Here is an 18,124-nt window from a genome sequence, read left to right on the forward strand (position 1 = left end):
CGGTCAGGCTGATCAGACTGTCAGTCGGAAGACCAGGTCGGCGCGGTCGGCGGTGGTGGCGATCAGGTCGGCGTTGACCTGGTCGGAGCCGCGCGCCCGGGCGGCGGCGACCTCGGGCGGCCGACCGTACGCCCGGTGCCGCTCGGTCAGCCGGTCGAGCCGGACCCGTTCGTCCAGGTCGAGGTACCACACCTCGTCGAGCAGCCCACGCAGATCGGCCCATGGCCCGTCCGGCACCAGCAGGTAGTTGCCCTCGGTGATCACCAGCGGCACGTCCGGCGACACCGGGATCGCACCCGCTATCGGCTCCTCCAGGTCCCTGCGGAACCGGGGCGCGTAGACCGTCTCCCCGTCGGGCGCCCGCAGCCGCCGGACCAGGGCCACGTAACCGGCCGCGTCGAAGGTGTCCACAGCACCCTTGCGGTCGTGCCGGCCCAGCCGGCGCAATTCGTCCTCGGCCAGGTGGAAGCCGTCCATCGGCACCAGCGCCGCCACCGGCCCGAGATCACGAACCAGCCGCTCGGCCAGGGTGGACTTGCCGGCACCCGGGGCGCCGACGATGCCCAGCAACCGGCGCGGCCCGGTCGCGGCGAGGGCGCGGGCCCGCGCCACGATTTCTTCCACGGGGTACGCGGTAACCGCCCGGGGGTCCTTGAACGGCCGGGACGGAGGCGTCATTCGGCGGACGTGCCAGGCAACGCCGGTGCGCTGATCGTGAAGGTGGCCTCGATGCTGGCCCGGACGGTCTGCTGTTGCGGGTCGAGGTCCAGGGCCGGTGGTCCGCCCGCCTCCGCTCCCCCAGCGAACCCGGCGGTTCGCATAAGCATCGGCCGGTCGGCCGCCAGGTCGGTGTCGGCCAGCTCCACCAGTGAGATCACCCGGGCGCCGAGCGCGTCCGCGTACTCGCCGGCCCGGTCGATGGCCGCGCGCACCGCGTCGCGGCGCGCCTCGCCGTACACCGGGCTGTCCGGCCGCAGCGACCACCATGGACCGGCCACCGTGGTCTGGTCCTGGTCGGCCAGCCGCAGCATCATCTCGCCCAGCGCGGCGAAGTCGGTGACGGTCACGGTGGTGCCCACCGACCCGTGGTACGCGGCCACCCGCTCGCCGGAACGCTTCAGCTCCGGCCGGATCCACACCTGACCGGTCTCGTGCCGTTCAATCGCCTCGCGGTACTGGTCGAGCAGCGACCGGAGCGCCGCCGACCGCTCGGCGAGCCGGCGCAGCGTGGTCTCCCTGTCCCGGTCCCGAGCGGCGACGGTCACCGCGAACCGGGCCACCTCCGGCGGCACCTCGCGCTCGATCTCACCACGGACCCTGACCACCGGCGTGTCCACCATCCGCCCACCCTAACGACACCGCCCCCCATCCCCCCGCCCCACTGCGGCGACCGTGCGCCGCCCTCCCCGCCCCACTGCGGCGACCGTGCGCCATCCCCCGCCCCACTGCGGCGATCTTGCGCTTTGGGTTGGCAATTCGCGGCAAACAGGCCGTTCTGCCGCAGCCGAAACAGCAAGATCGCCGCGATGGCGGGTGGGGTGGGGGGTCAGCGGGGGCGGAGTTCGTGGTAGACGACCTCGTCCTGGGTTTCCGCGCAGTCGACCAGATAACCACCGGCCACGCCCAGATCCAGCAGGTATGCCAACTCGTCGGAGCGATCGGCGAGCGAGAACCGCACCGTTCGCGACACCATTGCGGAATCCGCCGACTCAGTCATACCAGCCGACTCGGTCATACCAGTCCCAGCCGACTGTGCCGTCGGCAGTTCGGCCCGCAGCGCCGAGCCCTCGTCGAGCAACCGGACCAACCGCTCGACGTCTCCGCTGCGCAGCGCCCCAGCCAGTTCACCGGCGAACGACTCCACGGCGGACAGCCCCCGCAGCACCGATTCCCGGTTGCCCAACAGCAGTTCGGCGGTGCGTGAACTCGGCGTACCGGCGACCCTGGTGCCGTCGCGGAAGCTCCCCGCCGCCAGCGCGAGGATGGCTGCGCGTACGGGCGACCGCTGGGCGGCACCGGCGAGCGCACGGGCCAGCAGGTGCGGTACGTGCGACGACATCGCCGCCGCCTCGTCGTGCCGGTCGGGGGTGAGCGGCACGACACAGGCCTCGAACGCCTCGATGACCAGCCCCGCCACCCGGCGGAACGCGCCGAGGTTCGGACCGGGGCAGAGAGCCCATGCCGCTCCCCGGAACAGCTCTCCGTCGGCAGCGGCGAAGCCGGCCCGCTCGGTGCCGGCCATCGGATGACCAGGTACGAACCGGTGGTCGAGTCCGGCCCGTCCGGCCGCCGCCGCGATCCCGACCTTGGTGCTGCCCACGTCGGTGAGCAGGCAGCCCTCCGTGGTCAGCGCGGCCACCTCGGTGAGCGTCGCGGGCAACGTGGCGAGCGGCCCGGCGAGGAACACCACGTCCCGATCCGACACCACCTCGACGAGCCGGTCGGGAAACCGGAGGCCCCGGTCCCGCCCGGCGGACCGGGTGCCGGCGTCCGGATCCCAGCCGGACACGTCGAAACCCGCGTCCCGCAGTCGCAGCAGGATCGACCCACCGATGAGCCCGGTGCCGACTACCGCCGCCCGGGTCCGGGCCGATCCGTCCACCGGGTCAGCCGGCGAGCCGGGCGGCGACGCTGGCGATCCGTTCGTCGCTCTCGGTCAGGGCCGCCCGGACGTACCGCTGGCCGGCCGGACCGTAGAAACTCCCGGCCGCCACCAGGATGCCGCGCCGGGCCAGCCAGTCGACGGTCTGCCAGCAGTCCTCGTGCCGGGTCATCCACAGGTAGAGCCCGCCGGCCGAATGCTCGATCTCGAATCCGGCGCCCGCGAACGCCTCCCGCAGCACGTCGCGGCGGGCCGCGTACCGGGCCCGCTGGGCCGCGGCGTGCTCCTCGTCGGAGAGTGCGGCGACCATCGCCGACTGGATCGGCGCCGGCACGATCATCCCGGCGTGCTTGCGCACCTTGAGCAGCTCGGCCACCAGCGCCGGGTCGCCGGCCACGAACCCGGCGCGGTAACCGGCCAGGTTGGACCGCTTGGACAGCGAGTGGACGGCGAGCACGCCCTCGTACGACGAGCCGCACACCTGCGGGGACAGCACCGACACCGGCTCGGCCGTCCAGCCCAGACCCAGGTAGCACTCGTCGCTCGCCACCACGGCGCCCCGCTCGCGCGCCCAGTCGACCACCTTGCGCAGGTGGGCGGCGGGCAGCACCTGCCCGGTCGGGTTGCCGGGCGAGTTGACCCAGACCAACCTGACCCGGGAGGGGCCGACCGCGGTCAGCGAGTCGGACCGGATGGTCTCGGCGCCGGCGAGGCGCACCCCGTCGGCATATGTCGGGTAGCAGATCCGGGGGATCACCACGGCGTCCCCCGGGCCGATGCCCAGCATGGTGGGCAGCCAGCCCACCAGCTCCTTCGAGCCGATGGTGGGCAGCACACCGAGCCCGTCTCCGGTCGCCCTGCAGGCCCGCTCGGCCCACCCGGCGATGGCCGCGCGCAGGGCGGGCGTGCCGGCGGTGAGCGGGTAGCCCGGGGCGTCCGACCCGGCGGCCAGCGCCGCCCGGACCACCTCGGGCACCGGATCGACGGGTGTCCCCATGGACAGGTTCACCACGCCGTCCGGGTGCGCCGCCGCCAGCGCGGCGGCGTCCTCCAGGACGTCCCAGTTGAACTCCGGGAGCCGCGCGGACAAGCCGCGGGTCCCGGTGACCGGTGGGCCGCTCAGTGTGCGTCCCCGCGCGGCGGCTGGCTGGCGACGAACGGCGTGTCCTTGTCGATCTTCCCGACCTTGGAGGCGCCACCGGGCGAGCCGAGATCCTCGAAGAACTCGTAGTTCGCCGTGGTGTAGTCCTTCCACTGCTCCGGCACGTCGTCCTCGTAGAAGATCGCCTCCACCGGACACACCGGCTCACACGCCCCGCAGTCGACGCACTCGTCGGGGTGGATGTAGAGCATCCGGTTGCCCTCGTAGATGCAGTCGACCGGGCACTCCTCGATGCATGCCTTGTCGAGCAGATCCACGCACGGCTCGGCGATGATGTAGGTCACCGATCTTCTCCTCCGCGAAGCGACGCCGCGATCTCCCGCGACGATGCCGCGAGTTCCCGCGACAAGCTAGAGCCTAGTATCTCGCCCGGGAGGTGGTCGATCGTGCTCCAGCACAGGGATGTTGGTCACCGGGTCGTGGTGCGGCGGGTGGTGGGCAGTCGCGCCGGACGGCCGCTGTTCTCCGACGCCCTCGGTGAGCTGACCGCCCTCACCGACACCCACCTGAGCATCGCCACCGCGCGCGGGGAACTGCGCGTGCCGCTGGCCGAGGTGCACCGGGCGAAGCGGGTGCCGCCCGCGCGGCGGCCGACCGCCACGGCCGTGGCGGCACTCGAACACGCCGCCGACGAGGCGTGGCCGGCCCCCGTCCGGGACCGGCTCGGCGACTGGCTGCTGCGGGCCGCCGACGGGTGGACCGGGCGGGCCAACTCGGCGCTGCCGGTGGGTGACCCGGACCGTCCACTGGACGCCGCGCTCGACGCGGTCGAGGCATGGTATGCGGCCCGCGGGCTGCCGGCTCGGGTCAACGTGCCGCTGCCGTTGGCCGCCCCGGTGAACGCCGCGCTGGACTCGCGCGGCTGGTCAACCGCCCCGCCGGTGCTGGTGCAGACCGCGCCGTTAGCCACCGTGCGGGAGTCGGCGGGCCCGAGCGCCGGGCCGGACCGGCGCGAGGTCCGGCTCGCCGAGACGCCGTCCGACGGCTGGCTCGCCCTGGCGGCCGCCCGCAAAACCGGCCTCCCGCCGGCCGCCCGGCACGTGCTCACCGCCGTGGACCAGGTCCGCTTCGCCCACGTGTACGCCCCCGAGGGCACCGACGAACTGCTCGCGGCGGCCCGGGGCACGGTGACCGGGAACGGTCGCTGGCTGGGATTGAGTCTGGTCGAGGTGGTTCCCTCGGCGCGCCGGGGCGGGCTGGCCCGACTGATGATGGCCGCGCTGGCCGAGTGGGCCGCCGGACTGGGCGCCACCGAGGCGTTCCTCCAGGTGGTGCGGGAGAACGAGGCGGCGGTGTCGCTCTATCGCGGGCTCGGCTTCCGCAGCCACCACACCTATCTCACCCGGATCGCGCCGAACTGACGCCGAGGGTCAGCGGCGGCGGATGACCCGGCGCGGCTTGGCCTGCCGCGTCTGGGCGTACCGGCGCAGCGACTCGGACCGGTGGTCCTTACCCAGCGCCACCAGCACCAGGTAGCCGACCAGGGCGCCGACCGCGGTGAACCCGGCGTACAGCCAGATCTGCGCGAAGAAGGCGCCGGCGCCGCTGGAGAACGGGGTGACGCCGCTGACGAACGGGCCGACGAAGATGGTGAGCAGCATGGCCGCCAGCACCGCGGCCGCCATGTCGGCGCTCCACCGGGCGACTGGCCGGTCCCGCCCCCAGGTGAACGCGACACCGGCCAGGATCAGCCCGATCACCGCGAACATCGCGAGCGACACCCGATCGGCCGCCTCGGTGTCGTCCTCGAAACCCAGCCTGATGATCAGTCGAGCCACCACGTTGATCGCGAACAGTACTCCCGCGAGCACCCCGACCGGCAACCACCGTCGCTTCATCGCCGTCCCTCCCGCAGCACGTCTGCCCCAGATATCTACCATCCGGCGGCCGAACGGTCACGGGTCCGTCCGGTCGCCCGTCGGCGGAGCGGCCGGACCCGAGGCAGCCGGACCCGGAGCGGCCGGACCGGAAGCCGCCGGACCGGAAGCCGCCGGACCCGGAACGGCCGGACCCGGAACGGCCGGGGTGCTGGGCGGCGCGATAATCAACCGGAAGCCCATCACCGCGAACGTCATCGCCCCCGCGACGATCATCGCGAGCCCCACCCAGTTGTTGCCGGCGAGCAGGAAGTCCCCCTCGGTGGTGCCGCCGGCCGCCACGACCATCAGCGCGAACCAGACGACCGCCGGCAGCACCACCGCCCAGCGTCGACCGGTGGCCCGATGGGCGAACCAGGCGAGCGCGACGTTCGCCACGATCGTCAGCGGGACCGACACCCCGATGAGCTGGCCGCCCACCCGCACGGTGGCGAGCGCCAGCTCCAGGAGACCGGTGACGACCGCGGCCACCACCGCGACCACGCCTCCTGCCACCCGGAGCAGCGGATCCATCCAGGGCGCCGGCTCTCGCGCGGGCTCCGGCGGCAGGTCGATCGGCGGCGACATGGACGGGCTCGGCGCCGTCACCGGACGCCGGCCTCCGCCGCGGGGGTGGCGGCGCCGGTGCCCGTGGCAACGCGCCCGTCCGTACCCGTGGCACCGCCCGCGTCCGCCCCGACGGGCAGCCCCGCGAACAGGTCGTCCTCCCAGCCGTACGGGCCGCGGCCGGGACCCCGCTCGCCGACGGCCAGGGTGAAGAACTCGACGCCCATGAACTCGCCGCCGAAATTGCTCGCGATCGAGTAGAGCCAGGAGTCGCTCGGGATCTGCGAGGCGTGTGCCCGCATCGCGGCCTCCTTGGCGGCGTGCTGGTCGGTGCCGTCGATCCGGGCGGCGATCTCCTCGTCCGGCGTGCCGAACGGCAGGTCCTCCGGGCACTCGACATCGCCGAAGGGGTTGTCCGACGCCTCCGCGAACTCGGCGAGGCCCGCCGCGAGCACGCTGCGGGGCAACGCGGTCCAGTAGATCTTGGCGGGGGCACAGCCGTCCGCGGCGGCCAGCTCGGCTGCCCGCATCGCCACCCGGTGCGCCTGAATGTGGTCCGGGTGGCCGTAGAAGCCCTGCTCGTCGTACGTGATCATGACCTGCGGCCGGACCTCGCGCATGATCTCCACCAGGTGCCCGGCGGCCTCGTCCAGGTCCGCCCCCCAGAAGGCGCGCGGGTGCCCGTTGGTGGGCATGCCCATCATCCCCGAGTCGCGGTAGCGCCCCGCACCACCGAGAAACCGGTGGTCGGTGACGCCCAGCGCCCGGCACGCGGCAGCGAGTTCCCCGATCCGGTAGCCGCCGAGCTGGTCCGCCGCGCCGGCGGCGAGTTGGGCCAGGGTCGGCACGAAAATCTCGCCCTCCTCCCCCAGAGTGCAGGTCACCAGGGTGACGTGGGCACCCTGGGCGGCGTAGTGCGCCATGGTCGCGCCGGTGCCGATCGCCTCGTCGTCGGGATGCGCGTGCACCAACAGCAACCGACGGGACGCGTGGGGCCCCGGCCGGCCAGCCGGAGCGCCCCGATGCTGGTCGCGGCTGGTACGCGGACCGGGTGAGACGGCGGGGTCTGTCACGCCCGACACTGTACGCGGCACGGTGGTTGAGGCCGCCGCCCATCACGGACGGCAGGGTCTGCACGTTGACGCTGGCATGCCCCACGCCATCGAAGCGAGACGGTCGCCCCCACGCGACAGCCGTCGCCCGGCCGGGTCGTCGTGGCGGTCAAGCGCCCCCGCGTACGGTCCCGCAGACCTACGATCGGCGTGTGGAATATCCGGAGCTGGCCGCACGTACCCGCCGCTTCACCCGCGGCGCGCCGCGGGCGGTGACGGTGGCCGGCGACGGCGCCCGGGTGCTCTTCCTCCGCTCGGCCGGCCCGGACGACCCGGCCGACGCGCTCTGGGCGTTGGAGGTGGCCTCCGGCACCGAGCGGCTCGTCGCGGATCCGGCGGAGCTGCTGGCCGGCACCGGCAGCGGCATCGCCGGGTACGCCACCGACCCGGCCGGTCGGGTGGCCGCGTTCGGGCTGGCCGACCGGCTGTTCCGGGCCGACCTGCGGCACGGCGACGTGGTGGAGGTGCCGGTCGCCGACCCGGTCCTCGATCCGCGCCCCGACCCGACCGGCGAGCGCCTGGCCTACGTGTCGGTGCCCCCGGGTCGGGACCGGGAGCCGGGCGGCGCTCAGCTCCGGGTGGTCGGCCCCGACGGCACCGACACGCTGCTCGGCGGCGAGGACGGCGGGGTCGGTTGGGGACTTCCGGAGTTCGCAGCGGTCCAGGACTTCGGGCGGACCAGGGGCTACTGGTGGGCGCCGGACGGGCGGTCGGTGCTTGCCACCCGGGTCGACGAGTCCCGCGTACCCCGGTGGCACCTGCACGATCCCGCCGAGCCGGCGACCCCACCGCGCTCGCTCGCCTATCCCCCGGCCGGCGGCCCGATCGCCGAGGTGAGCCTGCACCTGCTGGACCTCGACGGCGGCTGGGTGGACGTGCACTGGGACCGGGAGACGTACCCGTACCTGGTGTCGGTGAGCTGGACCGAAGGCGGCCCGCTGATCACCGTGCTGCGCCGGTTGCAGCAGCACGGGCTGGTGCTGGCGGTGGATCCGCGTACCGGGGAAACCCAGGTGCACGCCGAACTGGCCGATCCGCGCTGGGTGGAGCCGGTGGCTGGCACGCCGGTGCACCTGCCCGACGGGCGGGTGCTGGTCGGCGGCGAGCTGGCCCACGACGGGTACGACGCGCGGTGCCTGTTCGCCGACGGCACGCTGCTCACCCCGCCGTCGCTGTACGTGCGTCGAGTGGTGGGCCTCATTCCCACCCGGGCCGGGTCGCCGGACCTGATCGTCGAGGGCAGCGAGGGGGAGCCGAGCCAGCAGCACCTGTTCCGGGTCCGCACCGCCATCGGTGGGGGCGGCATCGAGGCCCGGCGGATGACCGCCGACCCGGGCTGGCACGTCGGCGCGGTCGGCGGCGACGTGCTCGCGATCGGCTCCGCCTCGCTGGACCAGCCGGCCGTGCGGTGGACCGTCTGGCGCGGCAGCGGCGAGGAGGTGGCCACCCTTCGCACGATGGCCGCCGAGCCACCGTACGCGCCCCGCCCGATGCTCGACCGGGTCACCGACCGGAGACTGCCGGCCGCGGTGCTCTATCCGCGCGACCACGTCGCCGGTCGCCGGCTTCCGGTGCTGCTGGACCCGGACGGCGGCCCGGGGCGCCAGGAGGTACGCGCCGCCCGGTCGGCCTGGCTGGACCGGCAGTGGCTGGCCGACAGCGGGTTCGCCGTGGTCACCATCGACAATCGTGGTACGCCCGGAGTGGCGCCGTCGTTCGAGAAGGTGGTGCACCGCCGGCTCGCCGACGTGATCCTGGCCGACCAGATCGACGCCTTGACGGCGCTGGCCGGCAAGCATCCCGACCTCGACCTGGACCGTACAGCGATCCGGGGCACCGGATTCGGGGGCTGGTTGGCGGCGCTCGGGGTGCTGTGCCGGCCGGAACTGTTCCGGTGCGCGATCGCGACCACCCCGATCAGCGACTGGACCCGGCACGACGGCGCGTGCGCCGAGCGTTACCTGGGCCTGCCGTCCGACGGCGCCGAGGTCTACGCACACCATTCACTGCTCGACCTGGCGGCCGATCCGCCCCGCGACGGCGAGCCGGTCCGCCCGCTGCTGCTGGTCCACCGGCTGGCCGACCGGACCGTTCCGGCGGCGCACACGCTGCACCTGTCGGCGGCGCTGCTGGCCGCCGGCCGGCCGCACGTCGTGCTGCCGTTGCCCGCCGTCGACCGGGACACCACCACGGCCGGGACGCTCCGCCTGGAACTCGACTTCCTGCGCCGCCACGTGTGAGGCGGGACCCCGCGGCAACGCGTCAACGCCGAGGGGTCCCGCACCCGTCTACTTGAGGTACGCGTTGTAGAAGACCTCGGTGCCGATGTTGTCGGACAGGAAGACCCCGCCGACCCTGGGGCCGAGCATGTCCAACGTCTTGGACTGGTACATCGGTGCCACCGGGTAGTGCTTCTCCTGGATCATCTGGTCGATCCGCGCCCAGTCGTCACCCGCCTCGCCGGCCGGCAACTGTTCCGCCTTGGCGATCTCCGCGTTCACGTCCTCGGCGTTGACGTACGAGGAGTTGTTGTTCCCCTTCGACCCAGGCGCGCCGAGCTTGCGGCCGTCGTAGAGCACCGGGATGGTCGACGCGCCGCTGGGCCAGTCCGCCGCCCAGTTGGTGATGTAGATGTCGTACGGGTTGCCGCGGGTCTTCACGGTCGGGTTGTGCAGGGTCCGCTCGATGTTGGAGACCACCACCTGGAAGCCGGCCTTCTCCAGGCTCTCCTTCACCACCGGTGCGGTCTGCTGCCCGTACGCCGTGTTGCGGGACAGGAACACCAGCTTCGGGGTCTGCCCGCCGAGCAACTGCCTGGCCTTCTCCGGGTCGCCGGTCGGTCCGCAGCCGGTCGGGTCGGCGTACTCGGTCCAGCCGATGGTGGTGTCGGCCTGCAGCGTGTTTGTGAGCTTGCCCGCCGCGTCGCCGCCCTGGGTGAGCAGGACTCCCTGCTTGTCCAGCGCGCAGCCGATGGCCTTGCGGACGTTCACGTCGGTGATCCGGTCGTTGTTGATGCCGAGCACCCAGACGAACGGGTTCGCCTTGTCGATCGTCCGGTCCTTGATCGCCTGGTCTCCGCCGAGCACCCGGTTGACCAGGGACTGCGGGACGCCGTCCCAGGCCACGGCGGACGCGTCGTCGCCGGAGGCGGCGAGCACCCGCTCGGTCTGCGCGGTGTCGTCCGGGCCGAACTCGATGTACACCCCGTCGAGGTAGTCGTGCCGCAGTGCGTCGGTCTTGGGATCCCAGTTGGGGTTGCGCTCCAGCACCATCCGGGTGCCCTTGACGTACTCCTTGATCTTGTACGGACCCGAGGAGAAGATCCGCCGGTCGTACTCGGTCCTGGTGTCCTTCGCGGGCGGCACCGGCGACGAGGTGGGCAGGGCCAGCGCGTACGGGAGGTCGCAGTGCGGGCTCGTGAACTCAAACGTCAGGCCGTAGTCGCCGCTGATCGTCAGCCCCGGCACCGTCGTGCTGCCCGAGGTGTACGGGCCAGGGTAGGCGGCGCCGAAATCGGGGCTGTCCGCCAACCACTCCTGGATGTACGTCGGCCCACCGTCCAGCGACTCCTCGAACGAGCGGGCGATGCCGTACGCCACGTCGGACGCCTTGACCTCGCTGCCGTCCTCGTACTTCACCCCCTTCTTGAGGGTGTACTCCCAGGTCTTGCAGTCGCCGTTGACGTCCTTGCCCGGGGTCTCGGCCAGATCGCCGATCAGGGTGAGCTTGCCCTTGCCGTCCTCGCGGAACTGGGTGAGGGTGCGCACCAGCAGGTGCTGGACCGACATGGGCTGCACCGTGTACGTCCGCTGCGGATCGATGTGTTCGAAGTCCTGCTCGGTGATGAGCCGGAGGACGCCACCCCGCTTGGCCCCCTCGACCTCGGGTGCCGGGCCCTGGGAGTCCTTCGGGTCGGTGGCGATCGCACTGGTCTGCTGATCGGCGCGGTCCTCCTCGGCGCCACCGCCCTCCCCGGTGTTCTTCGAGCATCCGCCGAGCGCGACCGCCGCGAGCAGCATCGCGACTCCCGTGCCGGCCACCATCCTTCTCTGTCGCATGTCACGTCCTTTCCGGTAGGTCGGACTTCGGTAGCGCGACCTTCGGGAGATCGAAGGTCGGTAGGTCGAAGGTCGGTCGATCGAAGGTCGGTCGATCGGGTTGGTCAGCCGAGCCGCACCCGCGGATCGATGACGGCGTAGAGGGCATCGACGATGATGTTGGCGACCACGATGAACACCGCGGCCAGCAGCACCGTCGCCATCACCAGCGGCATGTCGAGGTTCACCGCCGCGGTGAGGGACGCCCGGCCGAGCCCGGTGAAGCCGAAGATCGTCTCGGTGATCACCGTGCCGCCCAGGTACGTTCCGAGGTCCAGGCCGGCGATGGTGACGATCGGCGTGATCGCCGCCCGCAACGCGTGCCGGCCGTACACCTGGATCTTCGGCAGACCCTTCGCCCGCGCGGTCCGGACGAAGTCCTCCGACATCGTTTCCAGCATCTGCGCCCGGGACAGCCGGGCGTACGACGTGGAGTTCAGGAAGCCCAGCGCCAACCAGGGCAGGAGCATCGCGGACGCCCATCGCACGGGACTCTCGGTGAGCGGCACGTACTGCGGGTAGGAGAGGAGTCCGCCCTCGTACACGAAGACGATCAGCAGCAGCGGGCCGAACAGCAGGATCGGCATCGACGCGCCGACCAGCGAGGTACCGACCGCCAGCCGGTCGAAGACCGTGCCCCGACGCAGCGCGGATACCATGCCGATGGAGACCCCGATGAGCAGCCAGACCACCGCCGCCCCGAACACGATGCTCAGCGTCACCGGCAGGGTACGCCCGATGATGTCGGTCACCGGCTCGTCGTTGCGGAACGAGTAGCCCAGGCATGGTGCCGGGCACCGGCGGGCGGCCTCCCCTTCGCCGAACGTCCGCCCGGTGACGATGCCGGTCATGAAGTCGCCGTACTGGGCGAGGACCGGCTGGTCCAGGCCCATCCGCCGCTCGATCGCCGCCTGCTGCTCCGGGCTGCACTGCTTGCGGTTGCCGCACATCAGCTCGGCCGGGTTGGTCGGCACCACGAAGAACAGCCCGAAGGTCAGCACGCTTACCGCGAACAGGGTGCTGATCGCCAGCAGCGCCTTCCTGACCGCGAAGCGCAGCATGTCGCCCCCTACCGGGTCGACTTCGGGTCGAGCGCGTCGCGCAACGCGTCGCCGAAGAGGTTGAAGGAGAGCACCAGGAGGAACAGCGTGACGCCGCCGGTCAGGGTGAACGCCGGATCGTCACGGATGTAGACGACGCTGTCCGAGATCAGCCGGCCCAGGTCGGGCGTCGGTTCGAGGATGCCGATACCGAGGAACGAGAGTGCCGCCTCCGCGGTGATCAAGGCCGGCACGTTGAGCGAGAAGACGACCAGGATCGGCGCCCACAGGTTGGGCAGCAACTGCCGGAACAGCACGTGCCCGAGGCCGGCCCCGGAGGCCCGGGCCGCCTCGACGAACTCCCGCTCCCGCAGCGAGAGCACCTGACCCCGGACGATCCGGGCGGTGTAGGTCCAGTTGAACAACGCGAATATCAGAACGAGCAGCAGCGGCCGGAACCAGGTGGCCTCCGCGTCCCGGGGCCCGTAGAACTGCGCCGCCGCGATGGGCACGAACGCGAAACAGAAGATGAAGAACGGGAACGCCAGGGTCAGGTCGATAAGCCAGGTGACCAGGGCGTCGACCCGGCCGCCCAGGTAGCCGGCGAGAATGCCGACGCCGATGCCCAACGCGATGGTGAGCAGCGCGGCCACGAAGGCCACCATCAGCGAGGTTCGCAACCCGTACACGATCTGGATGAAGATGTCCCGGCCGAGCCGGGGTTGGATGCCGAGCCAGTGCTCGGGACTCATCCCACCGGCGTAGCCGAGCGGCGTGCCGTTGCGGTCGAGCAGTTCCGGAAACCGCTCCTGCGGGCCCTTGCCGTACAACCGCTCCACCAGCGGAGCGGCGGCGGCGAGCAGGACGAAGAAGATCAGCGCCGCGCCGCTGACCATGCCGACCCGGTCCCGCCGCAGGCGCAACCAGGCGAGTTGGCCGGGCGACCGGCCGACGACCGTTCCGGTCGACGCACCGGCCGCGCCCGTCGCCGGATCGATGCCCGCTTCGGTGGGACTGGCCGCCACCGCGAGCCCGACCGGCCCGCCGACCTGCTGGTCACTCACGATCCCCTCCCCTCCTCGTTGACATCCGCCGGCCCGCCGACATCTGCCGGCCCGCCGACGTCGACGTCCCCCGGCCCGCCGACGTCCGGTGGCCCGCCGACGTCCGGTGGCCCGCCGACGTCGACGTCCGCCGGCTCGCTCAGGACGGCTCCCCCCTCCGGAAAGTGGCAGGCGGTGAGCTGCCGACCGCCGTCCCGGGCGACCAACGCCGGTTCCTCGGTCGCGCACCGCTCCCGCGCCTTCCAGCAGCGGGTCCGGAACCGGCAGCCGGACGGCGGGTCCAGCGGCGTCGGCACATCACCGGTGAGCCGGATCCGCCCGGCCGGGCCGAGCGTCGTCACGTCCGGCACCGCGGAGAGCAGCGCCCGGGTGTACGGGTGCTGCGGGCGCTCGTAGATGTCGGCCCGATCACCGATCTCGACCACCCGACCCAGGTACATGACCGCCACCCGCTGGCAGAAGTGCCGCACCACGGACAGGTCGTGCGCGATGAACACGAACGCCAGGTCCAGGTCGCGTTGCAGGTCGCGGAGCAGGTTGACGATCTGCGCCTGGATCGAGACGTCCAGGGCGGAGACCGGTTCGTCGGCGACGATGAGCTTGGGTCGCAACGCGAGCGCCCGCGCGATGCCGATCCGCTGCCGCTGCCCACCAGAGAACTCGTGCGGGTAGCGGTTGTAGTGCTCCGGGTTTAGACCGACCAGGTCCAGCAGTTCGCGCACCCGCTGCCGGACGCCGCCGGGCGGCGAGATCCGGTTGACCCGCAGCGGCATCGCCACGATCCGGCCCACCGTGTGGCGGGGATTCAGCGAGGCGTACGGGTCCTGGAAGATAATCTGGAGGTCCTGCCGCAAGGGCCGCAGCGCCCGGCGCCCGAGATGGGTGATGTCCCGCCCGGCGAAGACGATCCGCCCGGCGGTGGGTTCCAGCAGCCGGACCAGCATCCGCCCGGTGGTGGTCTTCCCACAGCCGCTCTCGCCGACCAGGCCCAGCGTCTCACCGGTGCGTACCGTGAAGTCGACGCCGTCCACGGCGCGGACCGGACCGGCCGAGCGCGACCCGCCGCGGACCGGGAAGTGTTTGGTGAGGCCAGCGACCTCCAGCAGCGCCGCCATCAGGCCACCCCCGCGTCGGCGATTTCCTCGGCGTGGATCCGTAACCGCAGGTCCTCGGGCAGGTGGCAGGCGACCAGGTGGCCCCGCTCACGCACCTGCCGCAGTTCCGGGACGTCGTGGTAGGCCCGGTCCCGGGTGCGGTCCGCGTACCGGCACCGGGGATGGAACGCGCAGCCGGCAGGCAAGTTGATCATGCTTGGCGGGCTGCCCGGGATGGGCACCAGGTCCGCCGCCGCGTCGCCGTGCAACGACGGCACGCTGGAGAGCAACCCCCAGGTGTACGGGTGCTGCGGCCGGCGCAGCACCTGCTCGGCGCTGCCGTACTCCACGGCCCGTCCGCCGTACATCACCAGGACGTCATCGGCGACCTGGCCGACAACGCCCAGGTCATGGGTGATGAGGACGATCGCCGAGTGGAACTCGGCCTGCAGGTCGGACAGCAGGTCGAGGATCTGCGCCTGCACCGTGACGTCCAGCGCGGTGGTCGGCTCGTCGGCGATCAGCAGGTCCGGATCGTTTACCAGCGCCATCGCGATCATGGCGCGCTGCCGCATACCGCCGGAGAACTCGTGCGGGTACTGGTCGTATCGCTTCGCGGGCTGCGGGATGCCCACCCGGTCGAGCATCTCCACGGCACGGGTCCGCGACTCGGCCCGGCCGGCCCCGGGGTGGTGGATCCGGTACGCCTCCGCGATCTGCCGGCCCACCGAGTAGTACGGGTGCAGGGCGGAGAGCGGATCCTGGAAGATCATCGCCATGTCGCGGCCGCGCAGCCGCCGGATCGACTCCTCGTCCAGCCCCACCACGTCCCGCCCGCCGACCAGGATCCGGCCACTGACCGCCGTCCGTTTCGGGTCGTGCAACCCGAGCACGGCGAGGCTGGTGACGCTTTTCCCGGAGCCGGACTCGCCGACGATGCCGAGGGTTCGTCCGCGCTCCACCTCGAACGAGACGCCGTCCACCGCCCGAACCACGCCATCACTGGTACTGAACCGCACCCGCAGGTCCGCCACCCGCAGGTACGGACCCCGCGGTGCGGCTGGTGCCGGGATCGCCACCGCGCCCCCTTTCGCCGTCGCGATCTCCGTCCGTCACGCTCGGCAACGAGGCTCGACCGGACGAAGATATTCTTCAACGGGTTACTGAGGCTGAAAGTAAGCTACGAGATCCATGCCTGTCAGTGACGGCGCGATAACGACTTCGCATCAGGCACGCACCCACGTCACCGTCCGATGTCGAACGCGACGAAACCGTTAGCACGACTGGCCGCTACGCTGACAACCCGGCGCCGGACGGCTGGCGGCCGCGCGCCGGGCGACCGAGCCGAGGCGCCGGCGTCCGCCGCGACCCCGCCGCCGCGCGTCACGAGGGCGCCGTAACGGAGCGTCATCATCGAGAAGTCCTCGCGACATCCGTCACCGCCTGTGGCACCGCTCGTTGCTGTGGGAGACTCGGCCGGACAGCATTCGGAGGTGATGATGACCTCGGCAGTTTTCGGGCGCTCGGGGCCATATACCGAGGAGGAGTACCTCGCCCTCGACACCACGTCGGACCGCGTCGAACTCTTCGACGGGAGCCTGCACGTGACCCCTGCCCCCACCCCTCGCCACCAGTACATCTCGCGAAAACTTGGCATCGCGCTCGATCCTGGTGCCGACGCCGCCGGGCTCCATGTCCTGGAGGCGGTCAACGTCCGGTTGCGCTCCAGCCGAATCCCGATTCCGGATCTGGTGATCACCGATGACATCAACTTCGACGAGCTGATCATCGACGCGGCGGCCGTGCGACTGGTGTGCGAGGTCATCTCCCCTAGCAACGCGGCGGCCGACAAAGTCCTGAAAATGCACTTCTACGCCGGAGCCGGCATCCCCTGGTATCTGCTTGTCGAACAGGACACCGGGGACCTGCACCTGTACCGCCTCGACGGCGAGCACTACGTCGAGCACGCGGTGGCCAAGCGGGGCGAGACGTTACGGCTGACCGAACCGGTGGGCGCCGAGATCAGTCCGGACCGGCTGCTGCCCCCGGCCTGACGTACCCCTCGCATAGGGTCGCCCCATGACCCACTTCGACGTGGCAACGGCGGCGGTGCGGGCGGCGCTCGACGCGGGAGCCCGGTACGCCGACGCCCGGGTGATGCACCGCCGGTACGAGTCGATGTCCGCCCGCGACGGCGACATCGAGGAGCTCACCCAGGACGAGGACGCTGGGATCGGCGTACGCGCGATGGTCGGCGCCGGGTGGGGCTTCTACGCCGTACCCGATCTGTCGGAGCCCGTGGCGCGGGCGGCCGGCGAACGCGCCGCGCGGATCGCCGCGGCGAGTGCCCGCGTTCCCGGTCCCGGTGGCGACCTCGTCCGCACGCCGGCGGTCACCGGATCCTGGTCCTCCCCCTGCCGGGTCGACCCGTTGTCCGTGAGTCTCGCCGACAAGGGCGACCTGCTTGTCGGCGCCACCCGGACGATGCGGGAGCACGGCGCCGACCTCGCCGAAGGGCTCTACCAGATCTGGGACACCCGCAAGTGGTTCGTTTCCAGCGAGGGTCACCGCGTCGACCAGCACATCCGGGAGTGCGGCGGCGGCATCTGGGCCACCGCGATCGGCACGGGCGAGACCCAGCGCCGCTCCTACCCCAGCCACGGCGGCCAGTACGCCACCAGCGGGTGGGAACTGCTCGACTCACTCGACCTGCCGGCACACTCCGCCCGGATCGCCGAGGAGGCCCGGGCCCTGCTCACCGCCCCGGCCTGCCCCGCCGGGGAGACCACGCTGATCCTCGGCGGCGAGCAGATGGCCCTGCAGATCCACGAGTCGGTGGGGCACGCGATCGAACTGGACCGGATCCTCGGTTGGGAGGCCGCCTACGCCGGCACCTCCTGGCTGGACCTCAGCCGGCTGGGAGAGCTGCGGTACGGATCCGAGCTGATGAACATCACAATCGATCCAACCCTCCCCGGCGCGCTGGGCAGCTTCGGGTACGACGACGAGGGCACCCCGGCGGCCCCGCGACCCGCCGTTCGCGAGGGCCGTTGGGTCGGCGTGCTGGCCGGCCGGGACTCGGCCGCCGTCGCGGGGCTGGACTACGCCGGCAGCGTCCGGGCCGACGGTTGGGCCCGGCTCCCGATGGTCCGGATGACGAACGTCGGGCTGGAACCCGGCCCGCACACCTTGGACGAAATGATCGCGGCGACCGACGACGGCGTGCTCATGGACATCAACCGCTCCTGGTCGATCGACGACAAGCGGCTGAACTTCCAGTTCGGCTGCGAGATCGGTTGGGAGATCAAGAACGGTCGGCGGGGACGGATGCTGCGCAACCCCACGTACACCGGAATCGGTCCACGGTTCTGGCGCTCGATGGACATGCTGTCCGGCGAGACGGTGGCCTGGGGCACGCCGAACTGCGGTAAGGGGCAACCCGGCCAGATCGGCCACACCGGGCATCCGGCCGCACCGGCCCGCTTCCGAGACGTCCGAGTGGGGGTGCGGGGATGATCGGCGAGGGGGCA

16 protein-coding genes and 1 pseudogene are annotated in these 18,124 nt (G+C 72.0%); 4 read left to right on the plus strand and 13 right to left on the minus strand.

Features of this window, described 5'->3' with window-relative positions:
* Positions 1-12: 12 nt before the first annotated feature.
* From ACFQUZ_RS17715 to fdxA, 5 genes are all read right to left on the minus strand, one after another.
* Positions 13-678 (minus strand): nucleoside/nucleotide kinase family protein, encoded by a 666-nt coding sequence (locus tag ACFQUZ_RS17715; protein ID WP_377443464.1) that lies wholly within the window; start codon positions 676-678, stop codon positions 13-15.
* Entirely contained in the window at positions 675-1,340 is a 666-nt protein-coding gene (locus tag ACFQUZ_RS17720) for an SIMPL domain-containing protein (protein WP_377443466.1), read from the minus strand. The genes ACFQUZ_RS17715 and ACFQUZ_RS17720 overlap by 4 nt, the downstream gene beginning before the upstream one ends.
* 206 nt (positions 1,341-1,546) lie before the next feature.
* Positions 1,547-2,602, minus strand: coding sequence for a prephenate dehydrogenase (locus ACFQUZ_RS17725; RefSeq protein ID WP_377443468.1), 1,056 nt, complete (start codon positions 2,600-2,602; stop codon positions 1,547-1,549).
* A 4-nt stretch (positions 2,603-2,606) separates the two neighbouring features.
* On the minus strand, positions 2,607-3,692 hold the full coding sequence (gene dapC / locus ACFQUZ_RS17730; RefSeq protein ID WP_377443470.1) for a succinyldiaminopimelate transaminase: 1,086 nt from the start codon (positions 3,690-3,692) through the stop codon (positions 2,607-2,609).
* Positions 3,693-3,721: 29 nt separating this feature from the next.
* Positions 3,722-4,048, minus strand: a complete 327-nt coding sequence (gene fdxA / locus ACFQUZ_RS17735) for a ferredoxin (RefSeq protein ID WP_377443472.1) — start codon at positions 4,046-4,048, stop codon at positions 3,722-3,724.
* A 102-nt stretch (positions 4,049-4,150) separates the two neighbouring features.
* Here fdxA and ACFQUZ_RS17740 point away from each other — a divergent pair, with 102 nt between their 5' ends.
* The gene (locus tag ACFQUZ_RS17740) at positions 4,151-5,125 is read left to right on the plus strand and encodes a GNAT family N-acetyltransferase (protein WP_377443474.1); all 975 of its coding nucleotides are present in this window, start codon (positions 4,151-4,153) and stop codon (positions 5,123-5,125) included.
* A gap of 9 nt (positions 5,126-5,134) precedes the next feature.
* Here the strand turns inward: ACFQUZ_RS17740 and ACFQUZ_RS17745 are convergent, their stop codons facing one another.
* The 3 genes and pseudogenes from ACFQUZ_RS17745 to mshB all read right to left on the minus strand — a co-directional run bounded on the left by ACFQUZ_RS17745 (position 5,135) and on the right by mshB (position 7,164).
* A complete protein-coding gene (locus tag ACFQUZ_RS17745) occupies positions 5,135-5,602 on the minus strand; it encodes a hypothetical protein (protein WP_377443476.1) in 468 nt (155 codons plus the stop codon).
* 192 nt (positions 5,603-5,794) lie between these two features.
* Positions 5,795-6,208 (minus strand): annotated as a pseudogene (locus tag ACFQUZ_RS17750) (hypothetical protein); the annotation flags it as partial.
* Positions 6,209-6,225: 17 nt separating this feature from the next.
* A complete protein-coding gene (gene mshB / locus ACFQUZ_RS17755) occupies positions 6,226-7,164 on the minus strand; it encodes an N-acetyl-1-D-myo-inositol-2-amino-2-deoxy-alpha-D-glucopyranoside deacetylase (protein ID WP_377443741.1) in 939 nt (312 codons plus the stop codon).
* Positions 7,165-7,451: 287 nt separating this feature from the next.
* On the opposite strand from mshB, the gene ACFQUZ_RS17760 reads away from it, so the two are divergent.
* A complete protein-coding gene (locus ACFQUZ_RS17760; protein WP_377443478.1) occupies positions 7,452-9,539 on the plus strand; it encodes a prolyl oligopeptidase family serine peptidase in 2,088 nt (695 codons plus the stop codon).
* Positions 9,540-9,587: 48 nt separating this feature from the next.
* Here the strand turns inward: ACFQUZ_RS17760 and ACFQUZ_RS17765 are convergent, their stop codons facing one another.
* From ACFQUZ_RS17765 to ACFQUZ_RS17785, 5 genes are all read right to left on the minus strand, one after another.
* The gene (locus ACFQUZ_RS17765) at positions 9,588-11,357 is read right to left on the minus strand and encodes an ABC transporter substrate-binding protein (protein WP_377443480.1); all 1,770 of its coding nucleotides are present in this window, start codon (positions 11,355-11,357) and stop codon (positions 9,588-9,590) included.
* A gap of 104 nt (positions 11,358-11,461) precedes the next feature.
* Entirely contained in the window at positions 11,462-12,457 is a 996-nt protein-coding gene (locus ACFQUZ_RS17770) for an ABC transporter permease (protein ID WP_377443482.1), read from the minus strand.
* A gap of 8 nt (positions 12,458-12,465) precedes the next feature.
* Entirely contained in the window at positions 12,466-13,500 is a 1,035-nt protein-coding gene (locus ACFQUZ_RS17775) for an ABC transporter permease (protein WP_377443484.1), read from the minus strand.
* Positions 13,497-14,615 carry an ABC transporter ATP-binding protein gene (locus tag ACFQUZ_RS17780; protein ID WP_377443486.1) on the minus strand — a complete coding sequence of 373 codons (1,119 nt, stop codon included), beginning with the start codon at positions 14,613-14,615 and terminating at the stop codon, positions 13,497-13,499. Before ACFQUZ_RS17780 ends, ACFQUZ_RS17775 begins: the two co-directional genes overlap by 4 nt.
* The gene (locus ACFQUZ_RS17785; RefSeq protein WP_377443488.1) at positions 14,615-15,673 is read right to left on the minus strand and encodes an ABC transporter ATP-binding protein; all 1,059 of its coding nucleotides are present in this window, start codon (positions 15,671-15,673) and stop codon (positions 14,615-14,617) included. The genes ACFQUZ_RS17780 and ACFQUZ_RS17785 overlap by 1 nt, the downstream gene beginning before the upstream one ends.
* A 420-nt stretch (positions 15,674-16,093) precedes the next feature.
* Between ACFQUZ_RS17785 and ACFQUZ_RS17790 the strand changes: the two genes are divergently transcribed.
* Complete coding sequence (locus ACFQUZ_RS17790) at positions 16,094-16,648, plus strand: Uma2 family endonuclease (protein WP_377443490.1); 555 nt, start codon at positions 16,094-16,096, stop codon at positions 16,646-16,648.
* A 25-nt stretch (positions 16,649-16,673) separates the two neighbouring features.
* Complete coding sequence (locus ACFQUZ_RS17795) at positions 16,674-18,110, plus strand: TldD/PmbA family protein (RefSeq protein ID WP_377443492.1); 1,437 nt, start codon at positions 16,674-16,676, stop codon at positions 18,108-18,110.
* Positions 18,111-18,124: the final 14 nt, after the last annotated feature.

It is taken from the genome of Plantactinospora sp. GCM10030261 (genome assembly GCF_042666615.1).
In the GTDB taxonomy this organism is placed as follows: domain Bacteria; phylum Actinomycetota; class Actinomycetes; order Mycobacteriales; family Micromonosporaceae; genus KBS50.

Coding starts and splice junctions, on each gene's coding strand:
- ACFQUZ_RS17715 (WP_377443464.1), bottom strand. CDS start 678: ATGACGCCTCCGTCCCGGCCGTTCAAGGACCCCCGGGCGGTTACCGCG.
- ACFQUZ_RS17720 (WP_377443466.1), bottom strand. CDS start 1,340: ATGGTGGACACGCCGGTGGTCAGGGTCCGTGGTGAGATCGAGCGCGAG.
- ACFQUZ_RS17745 (WP_377443476.1), bottom strand. CDS start 5,602: ATGAAGCGACGGTGGTTGCCGGTCGGGGTGCTCGCGGGAGTACTGTTC.
- ACFQUZ_RS17765 (WP_377443480.1), bottom strand. CDS start 11,357: ATGCGACAGAGAAGGATGGTGGCCGGCACGGGAGTCGCGATGCTGCTC.
- ACFQUZ_RS17770 (WP_377443482.1), bottom strand. CDS start 12,457: ATGCTGCGCTTCGCGGTCAGGAAGGCGCTGCTGGCGATCAGCACCCTG.
- ACFQUZ_RS17780 (WP_377443486.1), bottom strand. CDS start 14,615: ATGGCGGCGCTGCTGGAGGTCGCTGGCCTCACCAAACACTTCCCGGTC.
- ACFQUZ_RS17790 (WP_377443490.1), top strand. CDS start 16,094: ATGACCTCGGCAGTTTTCGGGCGCTCGGGGCCATATACCGAGGAGGAG.
- ACFQUZ_RS17795 (WP_377443492.1), top strand. CDS start 16,674: ATGACCCACTTCGACGTGGCAACGGCGGCGGTGCGGGCGGCGCTCGAC.